The organism is Streptomyces longisporoflavus, from assembly GCF_014649775.1.
Lineage (GTDB): Bacteria > Actinomycetota > Actinomycetes > Streptomycetales > Streptomycetaceae > Streptomyces > Streptomyces longisporoflavus.
In genome coordinates, this window is sequence record NZ_BMTR01000001.1 from 800836 (window position 1) to 815964 (window position 15129).

The 15129-nt window shown below is 70.6% G+C and carries 12 protein-coding genes; 6 read left to right on the forward strand and 6 right to left on the reverse strand.

What is annotated here, in order from left to right; translation table 11 throughout:
* Positions 1 to 40: 40 nt before the first annotated feature.
* Entirely contained in the window at positions 41 to 1273 is a 1233-nt protein-coding gene (locus IE226_RS03780; protein WP_190079465.1) for a TolB family protein, read from the reverse strand.
* A gap of 308 nt (positions 1274 to 1581) precedes the next feature.
* On the opposite strand from IE226_RS03780, the gene IE226_RS03785 reads away from it, so the two are divergent.
* On the forward strand, positions 1582 to 4371 hold the full coding sequence (locus IE226_RS03785) for a glycosyl hydrolase (RefSeq protein ID WP_190079466.1): 2790 nt from the start codon (positions 1582 to 1584) through the stop codon (positions 4369 to 4371).
* 99 nt (positions 4372 to 4470) lie between these two features.
* Here the strand turns inward: IE226_RS03785 and IE226_RS03790 are convergent, their stop codons facing one another.
* Together IE226_RS03790 and IE226_RS03795 are read right to left on the reverse strand one after the other, a co-directional pair.
* Positions 4471 to 6417 carry an Hsp70 family protein gene (locus tag IE226_RS03790; RefSeq protein ID WP_190079467.1) on the reverse strand — a complete coding sequence of 649 codons (1947 nt, stop codon included), beginning with the start codon at positions 6415 to 6417 and terminating at the stop codon, positions 4471 to 4473.
* Entirely contained in the window at positions 6414 to 7709 is a 1296-nt protein-coding gene (locus tag IE226_RS03795) for a KAP family P-loop NTPase fold protein (RefSeq protein WP_190079468.1), read from the reverse strand. Before IE226_RS03795 ends, IE226_RS03790 begins: the two co-directional genes overlap by 4 nt.
* 235 nt (positions 7710 to 7944) lie before the next feature.
* On the opposite strand from IE226_RS03795, the gene IE226_RS03800 reads away from it, so the two are divergent.
* The 3 genes from IE226_RS03800 to IE226_RS03810 all read left to right on the forward strand — a co-directional run bounded on the left by IE226_RS03800 (position 7945) and on the right by IE226_RS03810 (position 10480).
* Positions 7945 to 8571 (forward strand): TetR/AcrR family transcriptional regulator, encoded by a 627-nt coding sequence (locus IE226_RS03800; RefSeq protein ID WP_190079469.1) that lies wholly within the window; start codon positions 7945 to 7947, stop codon positions 8569 to 8571.
* Positions 8568 to 9485, forward strand: a complete 918-nt coding sequence (locus IE226_RS03805; protein WP_229870393.1) for an alpha/beta fold hydrolase — start codon at positions 8568 to 8570, stop codon at positions 9483 to 9485. The genes IE226_RS03800 and IE226_RS03805 overlap by 4 nt, the downstream gene beginning before the upstream one ends.
* Before the next feature lie 239 nt (positions 9486 to 9724).
* Positions 9725 to 10480, forward strand: coding sequence for a peptidoglycan-binding domain-containing protein (locus IE226_RS03810; protein WP_190079470.1), 756 nt, complete (start codon positions 9725 to 9727; stop codon positions 10478 to 10480).
* Between the two features lie 39 nt (positions 10481 to 10519).
* Here IE226_RS03810 and IE226_RS03815 read toward each other — a convergent pair whose 3' ends face one another.
* From IE226_RS03815 to IE226_RS03825, 3 genes are all read right to left on the reverse strand, one after another.
* Positions 10520 to 11173, reverse strand: a complete 654-nt coding sequence (locus IE226_RS03815; protein WP_190079471.1) for a hypothetical protein — start codon at positions 11171 to 11173, stop codon at positions 10520 to 10522.
* A gap of 15 nt (positions 11174 to 11188) precedes the next feature.
* Entirely contained in the window at positions 11189 to 12643 is a 1455-nt protein-coding gene (locus IE226_RS03820) for an alpha/beta hydrolase (protein WP_190079472.1), read from the reverse strand.
* 62 nt (positions 12644 to 12705) lie between these two features.
* On the reverse strand, positions 12706 to 13017 hold the full coding sequence (locus tag IE226_RS03825) for a hypothetical protein (protein ID WP_190079473.1): 312 nt from the start codon (positions 13015 to 13017) through the stop codon (positions 12706 to 12708).
* A gap of 212 nt (positions 13018 to 13229) precedes the next feature.
* On the opposite strand from IE226_RS03825, the gene IE226_RS03830 reads away from it, so the two are divergent.
* Together IE226_RS03830 and IE226_RS03835 are read left to right on the forward strand one after the other, a co-directional pair.
* Positions 13230 to 14429: a sensor histidine kinase gene (locus IE226_RS03830; protein ID WP_190079474.1), complete on the forward strand. Its 1200-nt coding sequence runs from the start codon at positions 13230 to 13232 to the stop codon at positions 14427 to 14429.
* Positions 14430 to 15107: a response regulator transcription factor gene (locus IE226_RS03835; protein ID WP_190079475.1), complete on the forward strand. Its 678-nt coding sequence runs from the start codon at positions 14430 to 14432 to the stop codon at positions 15105 to 15107.
* Positions 15108 to 15129 lie beyond the last annotated feature (22 nt).

Genomic DNA, 15129 nt, shown 5'->3' on the forward strand with positions numbered 1-15129 from the left:
GGAGCAGTCGTGCGACGACCGCCCCCGTGCCGCCGGCGTTTCAGGAGTCGGACGGCAGGGTCCGGACGAAAACGTCGTAGGTGGCGTTGGTGTCGCCGGGGACGAGGTCGGGGGCGGACGAGGAGAAGGTGACCATGCTGTTGTCGCCGGTGATCGCCACCCGGCCGGGATCGCCGGTGACCGGACTGCCGTCCGTCGTGGTGGTCACGGTCCGCACCTCTCCGGTCCCAAGGTTCCGGATGAAGAGCGGTCGTGGCGCCGCGTCCGGGCCGATGCCGGCGGTGTAGAGCGCGAAGCGGCCGTCAGGGCTGAGCCTGCCGCCGCCGGTGACGGTCTCGTTTCCGGCGGGCGGGATCGGCCGGGTGGTGCCCGCCGCCGGCTCGCGGATGAAGGTGTTCGAGTTCTGGTCGTCCGCCGTCACCGGGCTGTCGTCGGCGCGGTTGAAGAGCACCAGGCTGCCGTCCGCGTTCAACGACAGCTGGTTCACGGTGCGCTCCGGCGTCTCACCGTTCTGCGAGACGTCCACCATCTGCCGCTCGCCGGTATGGCGGTCGTAGAGGTAGGCGTTGCCCCGCGCGGCACCCGCGGAGACGTGCCGGGTGTGGGTGTACGCGATGCGCTGCCCGTCGTCGCTGATCACGGGTCCGCCCGCGTAGTAGGTGTCGGTCGCGGTGTTGGGCTGGCTCACCCACTGCGTCGTGGCGTCCTGCAGATCACGCACGTACACCCTTGAGCCCTCGGCCGCCGTCGACCCGATGGGGCGGCTTGCCTCGAACACGACGTAGCGGCCGGAGCCGCTGATCCGGGCGTTGTACGCGCCGCCGCCGGCGAACGCACCGAGGTCGAGGTCCACCCGCCGGGTGTCGCCCGTCGGCAGGTCGCGCACGTACAGACCAGTGCGTGACTTGAGCACCACGCGGTTCTCCGAGGCGTCGAAGTCGTGCACCTCCGCCGGGATGCCGTCGACGGCCACCCGCTCCAGCGTGTCCGTCCGCAGGTCGCGCAGGTAGGACCAGTACTGCCCGCCGGGCGGGACCGTATAGGGGCGTACGAGGTTCGTCGCCTGCGAGACGAAGGCGACATAGCGGCCGTTCCTGCTGATCACCGGTGCGTACGACGCCCTGTTGGCCTGCGTCCCGTCGGCGGCCACGCTGATCCGCTCCGTCGCCGCGTCCCCGCTCGCGGACCCCGCGCCGGCTGTGCCCATCGGCAGCAGCGCCGCCAGCAGGCCGGCCCCTAACGCGCCCGTCATCGCCGATAAGAGTCTTCGCATGTTCCCCCCTGGGCATTCCCGGCCCCGGCCTCCTGCCGAGGCGCCCCGCGATACAACCGCGCCGGCTCCGCCACGGGCAATCAGTCCGGTTCTGTACAACTGTCTGGACGCGCCCCGGGCGTCAGGGACGTCGCGGTGTTCCCCCGGTGGCGGGTCTCTTCAAGCCTCGAAGGCGCAACTGCCGTGCGGCGGGCGCCCGATGCCCGCCTGCCCCGCCTATTGACGCTTGTTTGCGCTGCCTTTACGTTCCTCGACATCTGAGAGCGCTCTCAAGACGCCCTCCCCGTCATGAGTTTGAGGTGCCGTCCATGCCATACCCCCGCCTACGCCCCGTCCGCCACGCAAGACCGGCCGCCGCCCTCGCGCTGGTCGCCGCCCTGGCCGGCGTCGGTCTCGGCCCTGCCGCCACCCCGGCGGCGGCAGCCAACATCCCGGTAGGCTCCGGCAGTTACTCCGACACCCGCCCCGCGGGAGCCTCCGGGCCCACGACCAACACCGGCACCCCGGTGACCCCCAAGGTCACCTCGGCCGCCAAGGGCAAGCCGGTCCCCACCAACGACTGGTGGTCCTCCCTGGCCTTCCAGCGGTACGGCGACAACCCGTACTCCACCCCGATGTACGGACACCCGCTCACCTACCAGGCCGTCTCCGGAGGCCTGGAGGTCGGCTACCCCACCACGTCCGCGGTCGTCGGCGACGGCCGCCAGTACGAGTACGCGCACAAGCGCGATCTCACCCTCGGCCTGAGCGGCCTCAACTCCGCGGACACCAAAGCCGACGCCTGGTCCGACTGGACCGTCACCCCCTACTGGTCGGACGGCAGCCGCACCCTGCGCACCACCATCGGCCACGGCCTGCCCTACGTCTACGCCAAGGGGTCGGGCGGCAACGCCCAGATCACCACCGCCGGTGCGCCGAGCGTCTTCGCGGACCAGGGCAACGTACTCGGCATCACGATCGCGGGCCACCACTACGCCCTCTTCGCCCCCGGCGGCAGCGACTGGACGGTCTCGGGCTCCACGATCACTGCCGGCCTGGGCGCCAAGGACTACTTCTCCCTGGCCGTGCTCCCGTCGACCGACGCGCTCGCCACGTACAAGAAGTACGCCTACAGCTTCGTGACCGGATCCAAGGCGTCCTGGTCCTCCGCGGCAGGCTCGGTCAAGGCGGACTACACCCTCACCACCCAGGCGCAGGAGGGCAGCGAGACCGGCACGCTCCAGGCCCTCTACCGCCACCAGTGGCTGCACACGAGCGACGCGCTGACCTCCTACACCTACAAGTCGCCGCGCGGCACGATGAAGGTCCGCGAGGGCACATCCTTCACCACCACCCAGAAGTCCTCGTCCGTCCTGCCCGCCCTGCCCAAGTCCTCGGGCGTGGACCGGGCGCGTCTGAAGACCTACCTCGACGACGTGGCGAACGCCTCCGACCCGTTCTCGGGCGCCACCGACACCTACTGGACGGGCAAGGCCCTCGGCCGGCTCGCCCAACTCGTCCCGGTCGCCGAGCAGATCGGCGAGACCGGTACCCGCGACAAACTCCTCGGTCTGCTCAAGGGCCGCCTCCAGGAGTGGTTCACCGCAGGCGGGGCGAGTGAGTTCTCGTACGACAAGGACTGGAAGACCCTGACCGGCTACCCGGCGTCGTACGGCAGCGACACCGAACTCAACGACCACCACTTCCACTACAGCTACTACGTCTACGCGGCGGCGATCGTCGCCCAGTACGACCAGGCCTGGGCCGCCGACTCGGCGTGGGGCGGCATGGTCAAGACGCTCATCAAGGACGCCGTCAACCCCGCACGCGGCGACTCGGCCTTCCCCTTCCTGCGCGGCTTCGACGTCTACGCGGGCCACAGCTGGGCCTCGGGGCACCAGGGCTTCGCCGCGGGCAACAACCAGGAGTCCTCCTCGGAGTCGACCAACCTCAGCGCGGCCCTCGTGCTGTGGGGTTCGGCCACCGACAACGCCGAACTCCGCGACCTGGGCGCCTACTTGCTGACCACCGAGTCGGAGGCGATCGCCCAGTACTGGTTCGACGCCGACGAGCAGGTCTTCCCCTCCGGGTTCGGCCATGACACGGCCGGCATGGTGTGGGGGAGCGGCGCGGCGTACGCGACGTGGTGGACGGCCAATCCGGAGGAGATCCACGGCATCAACGCCCTGCCCATAACCGGCGGCTCACTGCACCTGTCCGGGCACAAGGCCGCGATCCGGCGCAATCTCGCCGAGATGGTCCGGGAGAACGGCGGCCCGGCCGTCGAATGGCGCGACATCCTCTGGGAATTCGAATCGCTGGCCGACCCGGCCGCGGCCAAGTCCAAGTGGGACGCGGGCAACGCCGGTTATACGCCCGAGCAGGGAGAGTCCAAGGCGCACACCTACCACTGGATCAACACCCTGGACACGCTCGGCGCCCCCGATACGACCGTCACGGGCGACATCCCGACCTCGGCGGTCTTCACCAAGGGCACGACACGCACTTACGCGGCGCACAACTTCGGCGCCTCGCCGCGCACGGTCACCTTCTCCGACGGCAAGACCCTCACGGTCCCGGCCCGCTCCACGGCGACGGGCACCGGAACGGGCGGCGGCGATCCCGACCCCGACCCGCCCACGGGCAACGTCTTCCAGCTCCGCACGGGAGGAACCCTCACCACGGCGAGCGGAGCCACGTCCGGCAGCGACACCCTCGCCTCGGCGGGCGGTGCGAACCACGACGGGACACCACACCAGCCGCAGGTCTACGAGGCGAAGAAGGTCAACGGCACCCTCTCATCGGGCAAGTCGACGACCTTCCGCCTCCAGGTGGACGCCGGAACCGCGGTCGGCCTGGGCCAGCAGGCCAGGATCAGTTACGACCTCACCGGTGACGGCACCTTCGAGCGGACGGAGACCTACCAGTACTTCGCCACCGACCCGGTGAACGGCTGGGAGGCCTACAGCGAGGGCCGCGGCCTCAAGTCGGCGACCGGCCAACTGGGGGACCTGAAGAACGGCACGGTCCGCCTGGAGGTGTGGTCGGCGATCGGCAACGCTCCGGCCAAGCTGCGGACCGGGACGGCCGACTCGACCCTGACGATCCCCTTCGGCTGACCGCGGATCCGCGTCCCGGTGACGCGGGCTGCTACCGCTCCCCGCCCGTGACGGGCGGGGAGCGGAACCGTACGGGCCGTTCGGATTCCCGCATACACCTCACGAACGGCGGGTGCCGACCGGGTTGACGAAACGCTCGATCTCTTCGGCCCGGTCGTCCATCTGCGCGGCGATGGACTCCGCGACCTCCTCCACGAGCTTGGTGATCTCGGTCGGCTCCAGGTGTGCCGACTCCAGCACTCGCTGAAGCCGCCAGCGTGCCGCGTACTCGATTCCCGCGGCACCGCCGACGATCACGGCACCGGCCGCCGCTACCACCCCGGCGGCGGCGAGCAGCGGAGCGGCGCCCCCCTTGCGGAAGGCCTGCACCGCGCCATTCATGAGAACGCGGCCGGCCCCGTGCGCGCTTCCGGTGCTCGTCAGAATCTCCTGTGTCGTGCCAGCCGTCCACAAAACCCCGCGGATGCGTGCCTTCATCGCGGCGCTGACGACGTTCGGCACCGTCAGGTCGAGTCGAAAGCGGTCGTCCCGTATCCCGTAGGCGCGGCAGATGTCCAGGACGAGCGGGGTCAACGAGGACTCCAGCCGCGCCCGCATCCGCCCGAACACCGCGTCGACATCGGCCATCTCGCGGATCTGCTCGTCCAGCGAGGCCGACTCGACGTCGCTGTGCCCCGCGCCCGGGGCGACGCGCTGTCGCAGCAGACTTATCACCTCGTCGAACGATTCGAGGAGCGTGGTGCGGATTTCCCCGGTGAAGGCGGCCTGGTCTTTCAGGGCGCGGATGTCGCGCCGAAAGCGCTCCACCCCGACCCGGTGCCGGCCTGCGCTCGCCAGGCCGCGGGCCACCGTGAACGAGGGGGCCAGGTCGTTGCGCACCGCCGCGTCGGGAAATGCCTCGGCGCAAGCCTCCCGTACGACCGGCATCCGCGAGCCGCCGCCGGTCACGACGATCAGCTGAGGCCGGGACGTGCCGAGGTGCCGCTTGGCCCGGGCCAGTACGGCGCGGAGGTCGTCCGCCCAGCCTCCGGGGGCGGCGACCAACTGGGGGATCTCCACGCCGCGCAGTCGGCCGCCGCCCTTGACGATGATCGGTGCGAACCGGGTGGCGCCCCCTTGGGGGATGGTGAGGAAGTTGCCCTTGTCCGCGTCGCCGGACGAGAACTGTGCCTCCTTGGCCCGACGGCACACCAGCCGGAGCATCTGTGCTCCGCCGGGCATCGCCAGGGCGTCGGTGAACTCCTTGTCCTCGGCGAGTTCCCTGCGGATGAGGGCGGCGAGAGCGTCATCGATCCGCCGGCAGCCGAGTGAGGCGCCCACCGGAAGATTGTTCGGTTCGAGATCGTCGACGAACGTGAAGTCCGTGGTCGAGGACCCGACATCGACGATGAGGACCTCTCGCAGTGCGTCGCGATCGACACCATTGCCCCGGGTTCCCGCGTGCCGGTCCCGGACGTGGACCAGCGCGGACTGCGACTCGGGCATGAGCCGCACGGGCACGTCGAGAGGGGCGAACTGCCTCGCATACGCCTCGACGGCGTCCACGGGCCATCCGGCGGGATGCCCCACATACACCGCGCAGTCCTCCTTGACCTCGGGACGGCGGCGGAAGAACTCGCGCAGCAGCGCCTGGGCGAACGGCACCTGTCGCGGCATGACCTGCTGCTCGGGGTCGAAGGCGGTCTTGAAGTTCACGCTGAACTGGAGACAGTCCCTGGACATCACGGCTTGTTCGCCGATCAGAAGCCGGGTGGTCTCCTCATGATCCCCGTCATGGTCCTGGTCCCGGGTCTGGGGCTGGTTCTGCTCGTGGTCCTGTTCGTCGTTCCGGGCTTCGTCGTCGTGCTTCCCGTACTCCCACGCGATCGCCGTGATGATGCTTTTCTCTTTGGTGTCCCGTTCGAAGACCTCCGGCTCGGCCCCCGTGGTGTCCGGGTCCGTCGACAGCCAGCACAGGGCGCTCTCGCCGTCCCCGATGTCGAGTCCGATGACATGGCGGGGGCCGGGGGAGCGGAAGGGCTCCTGCGGAGAAGATGCCTGGCTCATGACGGCTCCTCGGGTGCGGAGGGCAGGCCACCGGTCACGGTGAGGATCTCGGTGAGGAGTCTGATCTCCTGCTCGTTGGGCGGTGGCGGGAAGCCGAACCCCGCGCGGTGCGCCGATACATCCGCGAGGAGGCGTCGTACGCCCGGGTTTTCCAGGGCGACCGTTTCGTCCCGGCCGCCGAGTTGTGTCTTTCTGGCCTCCGCCTCGTCGAAGCGGAACCAGATGGCGGGATCTTCCTGGAGGACGAGGAAGAAGGACGGATGCAGCATCCGTAAGGACAGCAGAACACCGGCGTGCAGCAGTCGTCGTACGGACGGCGCCTGTTGCAGTTCCAGGGTCGCGGCGGAGAGATTGAGGCCGTTGATGAATCTGCGCACCCGTCGGGGATTGGCGCCGAAGGCGGATCGGATCAGTTCCCAGAGTTCCAGGGATTCGGCCATTTCCGGGGGTCGGACCGTTGTCCGCAATTGCCGGTAGAGCGCTTCGAACGGTACGACGGGCAGGTGGTACGGGAAGTGGATCAGTTTTTCCAGGTACTGCTGGCCTCGGACGAGATCGGGTTCCTCCGCGTTGGCCTTTCGCCCGGCCGCCTCGGTGATCGCCTGTTGGTCCATCGCCAGGACGAAGACACAGGACGCCTCGCCGAGGAACAGCTTGAGGGAGTCCAGTACGGTGATGGCCGCTTCCTGCGTGCAGCGGTCGAGGTCGTCGACGAAGAGGACGAGCCGGCCGCCGTTCGTGTACCGGTGGACGACGTCCTTGAAGTCCTCCTCGAAGTGATTGACGTGGCGGTAGGCCGCGGTGTCCGTGGCAGTGATCGACTCTTGGAAACGGTCGACGTCATCGGCCGCGAGGAAGCCGCCCGTCAGCGGGCCGGCCGCCCGTCGGGCGAGAAGCCAGGCCGCCGCCTGGCTCAACTGCCGTACGGTGGCCAGCGTCTCGGTCAACCGCTCGCGCTTTGCTTCACCGGCCTCGCTCCGACGCCTTTCCAGATCGACGGCCATTTCGGTCAGCACGCTCTGGATGAGCGCGTGCCAGATCTCGTCCTTCTGGTCGTATTTCCAGGGGTTGAACCAGATCGTGGGAATAGCGCGCTCGCGCAGCGTGTCGCGGCAGATATTCATGAAGCTCGACTTGCCCATGCCCCACGGGCCGAAGATGCCGACGGTGAGCGGAAGGTCCTCCGTGCCTTCCAGGGCGTCACACAGAACACGGGCATGTGCCAGAAACCCGAAGGCATCACCGGATGCCCCGGAGATCGCATTGTCCGAGAGCAGCCCGATCTTTTCCATCGCCCCATCCCCCGCATCCCCCGCAGCACTCCGACTGAGGTGCCGTTCCATCATCCTTAAACGGAGGCGACGGGGGCGGGTTCCGGCGAAAACGTCCTGCGTGCACCGGCGTACGTGGTACTGAAGCCGCGTCCCGGGGGGATCTGCCGGGAGTCCGGGTGTGTCCCGCTGCTTGCCTGCTCTTGGAGGGACCTCTAGTTTTAGAGAGTTCTCTAAGTTCGGGGGAGGGGCGGGGATGCCGGGGACCGGTGAGGGACTGCGTAAGCGGCACAAGGCGCAGCGGCGCGCGCGGATCGTGGACGCCGTGCGGGAACTCCTGCGAGAACAACCGGAGTCGGCGGTCAGCGTCGAGCGGATCGCGGAGCGCGCGGAGGTTGCCCCGGCGACCGTGTACAACCTGATCGGGGCGCGCGAGAGGATCTGGGAGGCGCTCGCGGCCGGGTTCATGGAGGACCTGGAGCACCGCCTGGCGGGCCTTGAGGCCGGTGACCCGCACGGTGTCGTGCGTATGACGGTGCAACTGTTCGTGGACGACCCGGTGGTGTCACGCCACATGGTGCGTGCGTGGGGGCAGAGCGGCCTGGCGCTCGACCACAGCCCGCTGACCCGGCTGCGCGAGGCGATGGGGGAGGCGCAAACCCGGGGCTTGTTGCGCGCGGATGTCGACACAGGCGCACTGGCCGCCGTGGTCGGCGCCGCGTGTGTGGGCGCGCTGCACCAGTGGGTGGCCGCCCGCATCGACGACGAGCGGTTCCTGTCGCATGCGCTGTTCGCCCTGGACGTCGCACTGGCCGCGGCGGCCACGGAACCCAGCCGCGAGAAACTGCTCGCGCCCCTGCGATCCCGGAAGGCGGAGGGATGACCGGAGCGCGGCGGGCGGTCCGCAACTTCGTGGGCGCCGACGGGGTGGTGCTTGCGGCGGACGTGTGGGGCGAGGCGTCGTGGCCCGCTGTCGTGCTGCTGCACGGGGGAGGCCAGACACGGCATGCGTGGAGCCGCACCGGCGCTCGGCTGGCCGCGCTGGGGTGGCAGGTCATCGCCCCGGACCTGCGCGGGCACGGGGACAGCGGGTGGTCCGCCGATGGTGGCTACGATCTCGGCCTCTACGCGGACGACGTGCGGGCCCTGCTCGACAGCCTCGACAGTTTCGGCGCCCGGCCGGTGCTCGTCGGGGCCTCACTGGGCGGGTTGAGCGCGCTGCTGGCCGCAGGGGAAGCGCCGGAGGCCGCGGTGCGTGCTCTCGTACTGGTGGATGTCGCCCATCGGCCCGATTCCCGCGGGTTTCACCGGATCGCGGAGTTCATGCGCGGCGCCCCGGAGGGCTTCGCCAGTGTGGCAGAGGCGGTGGCGGCGACCCGCGCCTATCTGCCGCAGCGCTCGCGCCCTGCGGACTCCGCGGGGATGCAGAACAATCTGCGGCGCCGGGGCGATCGGTGGGTCTGGCACTGGGATCCCCGGATGCTGGACAGCTTCGAGGGGCGGATGGATCCGCCGGGCATGGCGGAGCGTCTTCTGTCGGCCGGGCGCCGCGCGGCCGTGCCGATCCTGCTCGTCCGCGGCCAGGTCAGCGACGTGGTGCCTGAAGACATCGCCGAGGAGTTCTGCGACCTGGTCCCCGGTGCGCGGCGCGTGGACGTGGCCGGGGCGGGACACATGGTGGCCGGCGACCGGAACGACCCTTTCCTCGCCGCCATCGTCCCCTTCCTGGAGGGCATCGCCCTCCTGAACAGCGGGCCGGGAGAAGGGGGAGAGGGGAAGAGGTGCGGAGGAGCGTGATGGTCGCATCGAGTGACTGGCCGCCCATCCCTCAACCTCGACATTAGGGTGAGAGTTGGCGGCTGTCCGCCCGCCGTCGCCCTGCAGGCCGGCAAGAAGGTCCTCGACCCGCACGGGATCCTCGCCGGACGTGCTGGTGCTTATCCGGCCCTGAGTCGACCATCAACGCAGCCTTAAGGATCACGTTTCCGGGCCCGCAGCGGGCGATCAGCGCCGCACGGGCGTTTACGTTCGATCATGTGAGTCTCCAAGCAGCCGCCCCAGATCCGTCCACGTACCCGGCCCTTTCCTCCTACCTGACGCGGACTTCCGCCCGTACCCCTGATCGACGGCGCCGTACGGCGTTCGGGGCGCCGCGCCCGGTGGACCGGCCGACCCACGCGGCGCCCGCGAGTGTGGCGCCCACGGCCGGCAGCGAGGAAAAGGGGCGCCACCGCGCGACCGCTACCCCACGCGGCCGGACCCGCCCGCACCCCCGTGGCCGTCATGGCGCGGCCAGGCCCAGACGGATCATCCCGCCGCTCTCGTACGGCTACGCGTCCGCAGCCCTGCTCGTCCTGACCGCCGGGCTCCTGGCCCAGTCCCACGGCCGCACGGCCCCCACCCGCCCGCAGGCCGCGCCGCCCGCGCAGCAGCCGGACACTCCCCGCCACGAGTCGTCGCCCGCCCCCGACAAGGCGCCCTCGCCCCCGGCCCCACCCACACCGCACCAGCCCCCTGCGCCGAACCCCGGACGCGGCACCCCGCCCGCTCACCCGGACCCGGCGGCCGACACCGCGGCGAGCGTGCTGCGCCCTGGCAGCACGGGCACCTCCGTGCGGAAGTTGCAGGAACAGCTGGGCCGACTGCGCCTCTACACCGGCCCCGTGGACGGCTACTACAGCCACGATGTCGCAGCCGCCGTCGCGCGCATGCAACAGGCACGCGCCATCGACGAGCCGCTCGGCGTCTACGGCCCCGGCACCCGCACCGCCATCAGCACCGCTGCCATGTAGCCGCGGCTCCGGTGTGCGCAGAACGGCGAGCAGGGCGTGTCAGCCCGCCCCGCCGTCGAGCAGCCAGTGGTAGCGCAGCCGCATGGCCCGCTCCATGCTGGCCAGCGTGCCGGCGAGCCCGACCGTGAAGTTGCCCCATCCCGGCAGCCGGACGGGCGAGGTGAACGTCCCGATGCTCCGGGCGATGGGCTCCACCCTGGAGATCGGCTCGATGAGCTGGCAGAAGAGGACTGCCAGGGAGATGAGGAGCACGACCGACGAGAAGACGCCGATCGCACGGCTCAGCGCGGGGTGCGCGCGATCGAGGTGCTCGCGCCGGCCCTCGGCGGAGTCGCGGTCCGGGGTGAGCTGGTGCTCGGTGCCGTTGGTGGTGACGTAGTGACAGCGCTTGAGCCCGAAGGCGCTGCCTCTCACTTGGACGGTGCCGCCGGGGACGGGGAAGAAGGCCGGGAGCCGGGATCGGGCGTGCTGTCTTCCGTCGCGGTACAGGTGGGCTTCGACGACGCCGGTCGACTTGTCCCCCGCATGCCTGACATCGACGGCGTACACCATCCGGCGGCCGTCGTCGCCGGTGAGCCGCAGGTAGAACAGTGCGCGGAAGGTCATCTGCCACCAGCGGAAACGCTTCAGGGGACGGTCGTCCCCCGGTTTGACCCGACGTGTGGCCCGTCGGCGCCGCATCTCGTTGAGCATGTCCTGCCCTCCCGGCTATTCGCTCGGCTCGGCCGCGCAGGCGAGGTCCCGCGCGGGGCGTTCCCCGGTGGTCAGGAACGCAGTCACCGCGTCGTTCGCGCAGGTGTTGCGGCCGAAGGGGTAGACGCCGTGACCGCCCTGGTCGGCGGTCACCAGCGTGGCCCGCTCGCCGAACGCGTGCCGCAACTCTTCGGCGCCGGTCAGCGGCGTTCCAGGGTCGCGTTCGTTCTGCACCATGAGCACGTTCGACGGGCCCCGGTCACCGATGCGCACGGGCTTCTCGACCCGCTTGTCCGGCCAGAACGCGCACGGCCCGATGCCGGCAGTGGACCCGCCCAGCATCGGGTGGCGCACGCGGTCGATCGCGACATTGCGCTGATAGGCGCGGACGGTGTCCGGCCAGCGCTTGTCGCCGCAAATGACGTGGAAACGCGCGGACATGAGGTTCTCCGTGTTCGGCGGGGGCGGCATGGGCGGCAGCGGCCGGCCGGTGTCGAGTGCCTGCCAGAACTCGGCGGTCTGGGGCATGAACGCATCGGCGTAGAGGCGCTCGAACGTGAATCCGCGGAACAGCGTCCCGTCGATGCCCTGGACCGGCTTGGCGTCCAACCGCCGTGCGAGTTCGAAGAACTTCGCGGTCACCTGCCGCGGTGTGGTGCCAAGGCCGTACCGCGGGTGCGCGGCCGCGAAGGCCGCGAAGTCCGGGAACCGGTCGCCCATTCCGCGGGCGAACCGCCGCATGGCCGTGGCGTCGTAACCGCCGGGCCCCAGGTTGCTGTCGAGGACGATGCGGTCGCCCCGCCCGGGGAACAGCGTGGCGTAGACCGCACCGAGGTGAGTGCCCCAGGAATGCCCGAGGTAGGAGACCTTCGGCGCGCCCAGCGCCGCGCGGATGCGGTCCATGTCGCGCGCCGTGTTCGCGGTGGTGGTGTGGGGCAGCATCCACGCCGTGCGCGAGGTGGCGCACTGCCGGGCGATGCGCCGCGCGTTGCCCGCCTCTCGTGCGACATCGGCCGCGGTGTGCGCGTACGGCGCGAAGTTGCCGCGTGCCTGCTGTCCGGCCGTCAGGTCGCAGGTCACCGGTGTGCTGCGGCCGACGCCCCGCGGGTCGAAGCCGATCACGTCGTAGGAGTCGAGGACCTTCTGCGGCAGCCCGGCGCCGGCGAGGACGGCCGGGTAGTCGAGCCCGGCGCCGCCGGGACCGCCCGGATTGGTCAGCAGCACGCCCCGGCGCTGCGCGGGGTCCTTGGCGGCCAGCCGGGAAATGGCGATCTCTATCCGGCGACCGTCGGGATTCCGGTAGTCCAGAGGGACTTCGAGCGTCGAACACTCAAGGCGAGGCGAGGAGACGCCCTTCGGGCAAGGGCCCCACCGTACGGTGTCCGGCGTCGCCGCCGACGACACTCCCGGCACGGCGGTCGCCGCCGCGATCGTGGTGGTGACGAGGGCGAGGGACAGGGCTCTGCGCATCTGGTGTCCTCCCGAAGGACGCAGGGGTGCTGGGGATGGTGCTGGTGCCGAGGAGCGGACCGTCAGCGCCGAGGAGCGAGACCGTCGTCCCGGAGCGGCTCAGGCCGCCTTCCGGCTCCGGGCCCCTGCGCGTCACCGCGGTGCGGGGCGTGCGCTTCCCGGCGGGTGTGTGCCCAGCCGCCGGACACCGCCGCGAGGAGCGCGATGAAGCCGAGGAGGACCATTTGACCGGTGCGGCCGCCGGGGACCCGGTCGGCGAGGCCCCACAACAGTTCGGTGTCGTGGTCGAGCAACCCGCGGATCACCGCCTGCGCGGCCAGGGCGGTGGTAGCCATACCGACCGCCTCCAGGGCCGCGAAGCCGGCCTTGCGCATCGCGGCCCTCCCTCTCGTATCCGTCCGTTGCGGTCGTTCGTTGTCGCGTCGTCCTGGCACGTGATCGAGTCTGTCCGTGCGGTGCATCCGGCACATCGACCCGGAGGCTCGCGCCGTCTTCACCCCCGGGCCAGGGGGCATTGGACTCAGGTCTAGGTGGCATCAGCCCCGGGTCTGATCCACGGGCCGCACGCGTTGGCGACAATGGCCGGGTGAATACGGACGTCGCGCCACGGCTCGGGTGGTGGCAGCAGATCTGGCGGCTGGCGGCAGCCGCAGCGGTGGGCATTCCGGCCTGGCTCTACACCGGTGTGCTGCTGCACCAGCAGGGGGACGCGCCGGGTCCCTGGTTCCACTTCGGTGACCCGCTGGTGGCGCTCGGCTGCCTGCTGGCGCTGGTGTGGCGCCGGCGTTTTCCGCTGGCCGTCGCCATGACGGTCACGATCGCCTCGACCGCCTCGGCACTGGCGTCGGGCGCCGCGCTCGCGGCGCTCGGCTCGATCGCCACCCGTCGTCGGCCGGTGGAGATCGGGGTCGTCGCACTCGCCTATGTGAGCGCGGCGCAGTTCACTGTCGAGGTCTATCCAATCCAGAGCGTGCCCGGCACGTGGTGGCTCCAGCTCACGTTGCCGGCACTGACCGCCGGCAGCGCGGCGGCCGTGGGCATGGCCGTCGGCGCGCGCCGTGTCGAAGTGCGGTCCCTGCGAGAGCGGGCGGAGAGCGCGGAACGGGAACAGGCCGCACGGGTGGCGCAGACGCGGGCCATGGAACGCAACCGGATCGCCCGCGAGATGCACGACGTACTCGCCCACCGGATCTCCCTGGTCGCCATGCAGGCCGGAGTCCTTGATCACCGCGGTGACCTCAGCACCGAGGAGAACCGTGTGCTGGTGCGCGGCATCGCCGAGGGCTCTCACCAGGCCCTGGAGGAACTCCGGGATGTTCTGGGGGTGCTCAGGGCAGAGCCGGGCCACCCGGAACCACCCCAGCCGTCCCTGGACCGGATCCCCGACCTGGTGGCCGACGCCCGCTCGTCCGGCCTGGACGTCACGCTCACCACCACCGTGCGGGAATCCCCGTCCGACGTCGTCGGGCGAACCTGCTACCGGGTGGTCCAGGAAGGGCTGACCAACGCCGCCAAGCACGCTCCCGGCGCGCCCGTGCACATCACGCTGGAGGGGGCAGCGGGCGCCCGGCTCGATGTGAGCGTCCGCAATTCCCCGGCACCGCACCTTCCGGGCGCCGCGAGAGCGACACAGCGACGACCGGCCTCGGGCTACGGCCTGCTCGGCCTGACCGAACGCGTCGGCCTCGCCGGGGGGCAGCTCGACCATCACCCCACGCCCGAGCACGGCTACCTTCTGACGGCGCAACTACCCTGGCCGAACCCCTCCCACGAAAAGAGAACCTGAGTGCACAGCGAGCGGCAGCCGGTGCGTGTGGTCATCGTCGACGACGAAGAGCTGGTGCGCATGGCGTTGCGGCTGGTCATCGACGGCGAACCGGACCTGAGCGTCGTGGGGGAGGCGGCCGACGGCGATGCCGCGATCACCGCGGTGGACGAGCAGCGGCCGGACGTCGTGCTGATGGACGTGCGCATGCCCGTACGGGACGGCCTCAGCGCGACCCGCGAACTGCTCGCCCGCGCGGAGCCGCCCCGGGTGCTCATGCTGACCACGTTCGACTCCGATGACCTGGTGCTCGGCGCGCTGCGGGCCGGAGCACTCGGCTTCGTCCTCAAGGACACCCGGCCGGCACAGATCCTGGACGCGGTGCGCACCGTCGCGGACGGCGAGGCGGTGCTCTCTCCGGCGGCCGCGGCCCGGGTGATCGCCGCGGCCACCGGGCCGCAGTCCGGACACGTCCGCGAAGCGGCCCGCAAGGCCGCACGCGAGAAGCTGGCCAACTTGACCGACCGGGAACGCGAGACGGCCCGGGCCATCGCGGACGGTCTCGGCAACCCGGAGATCGCAAAGCGGCTGTGCATCAGCATCGCGACCGTCAAGGCCCACACCGGCAACCTGTTCGCCAAGCTGGCGGTGGACAACCGGGTACAGATCGCACTCCTGGTGCGCGACGCGGAGCAGTGATCCCGCACCCGAAACGTAAGCT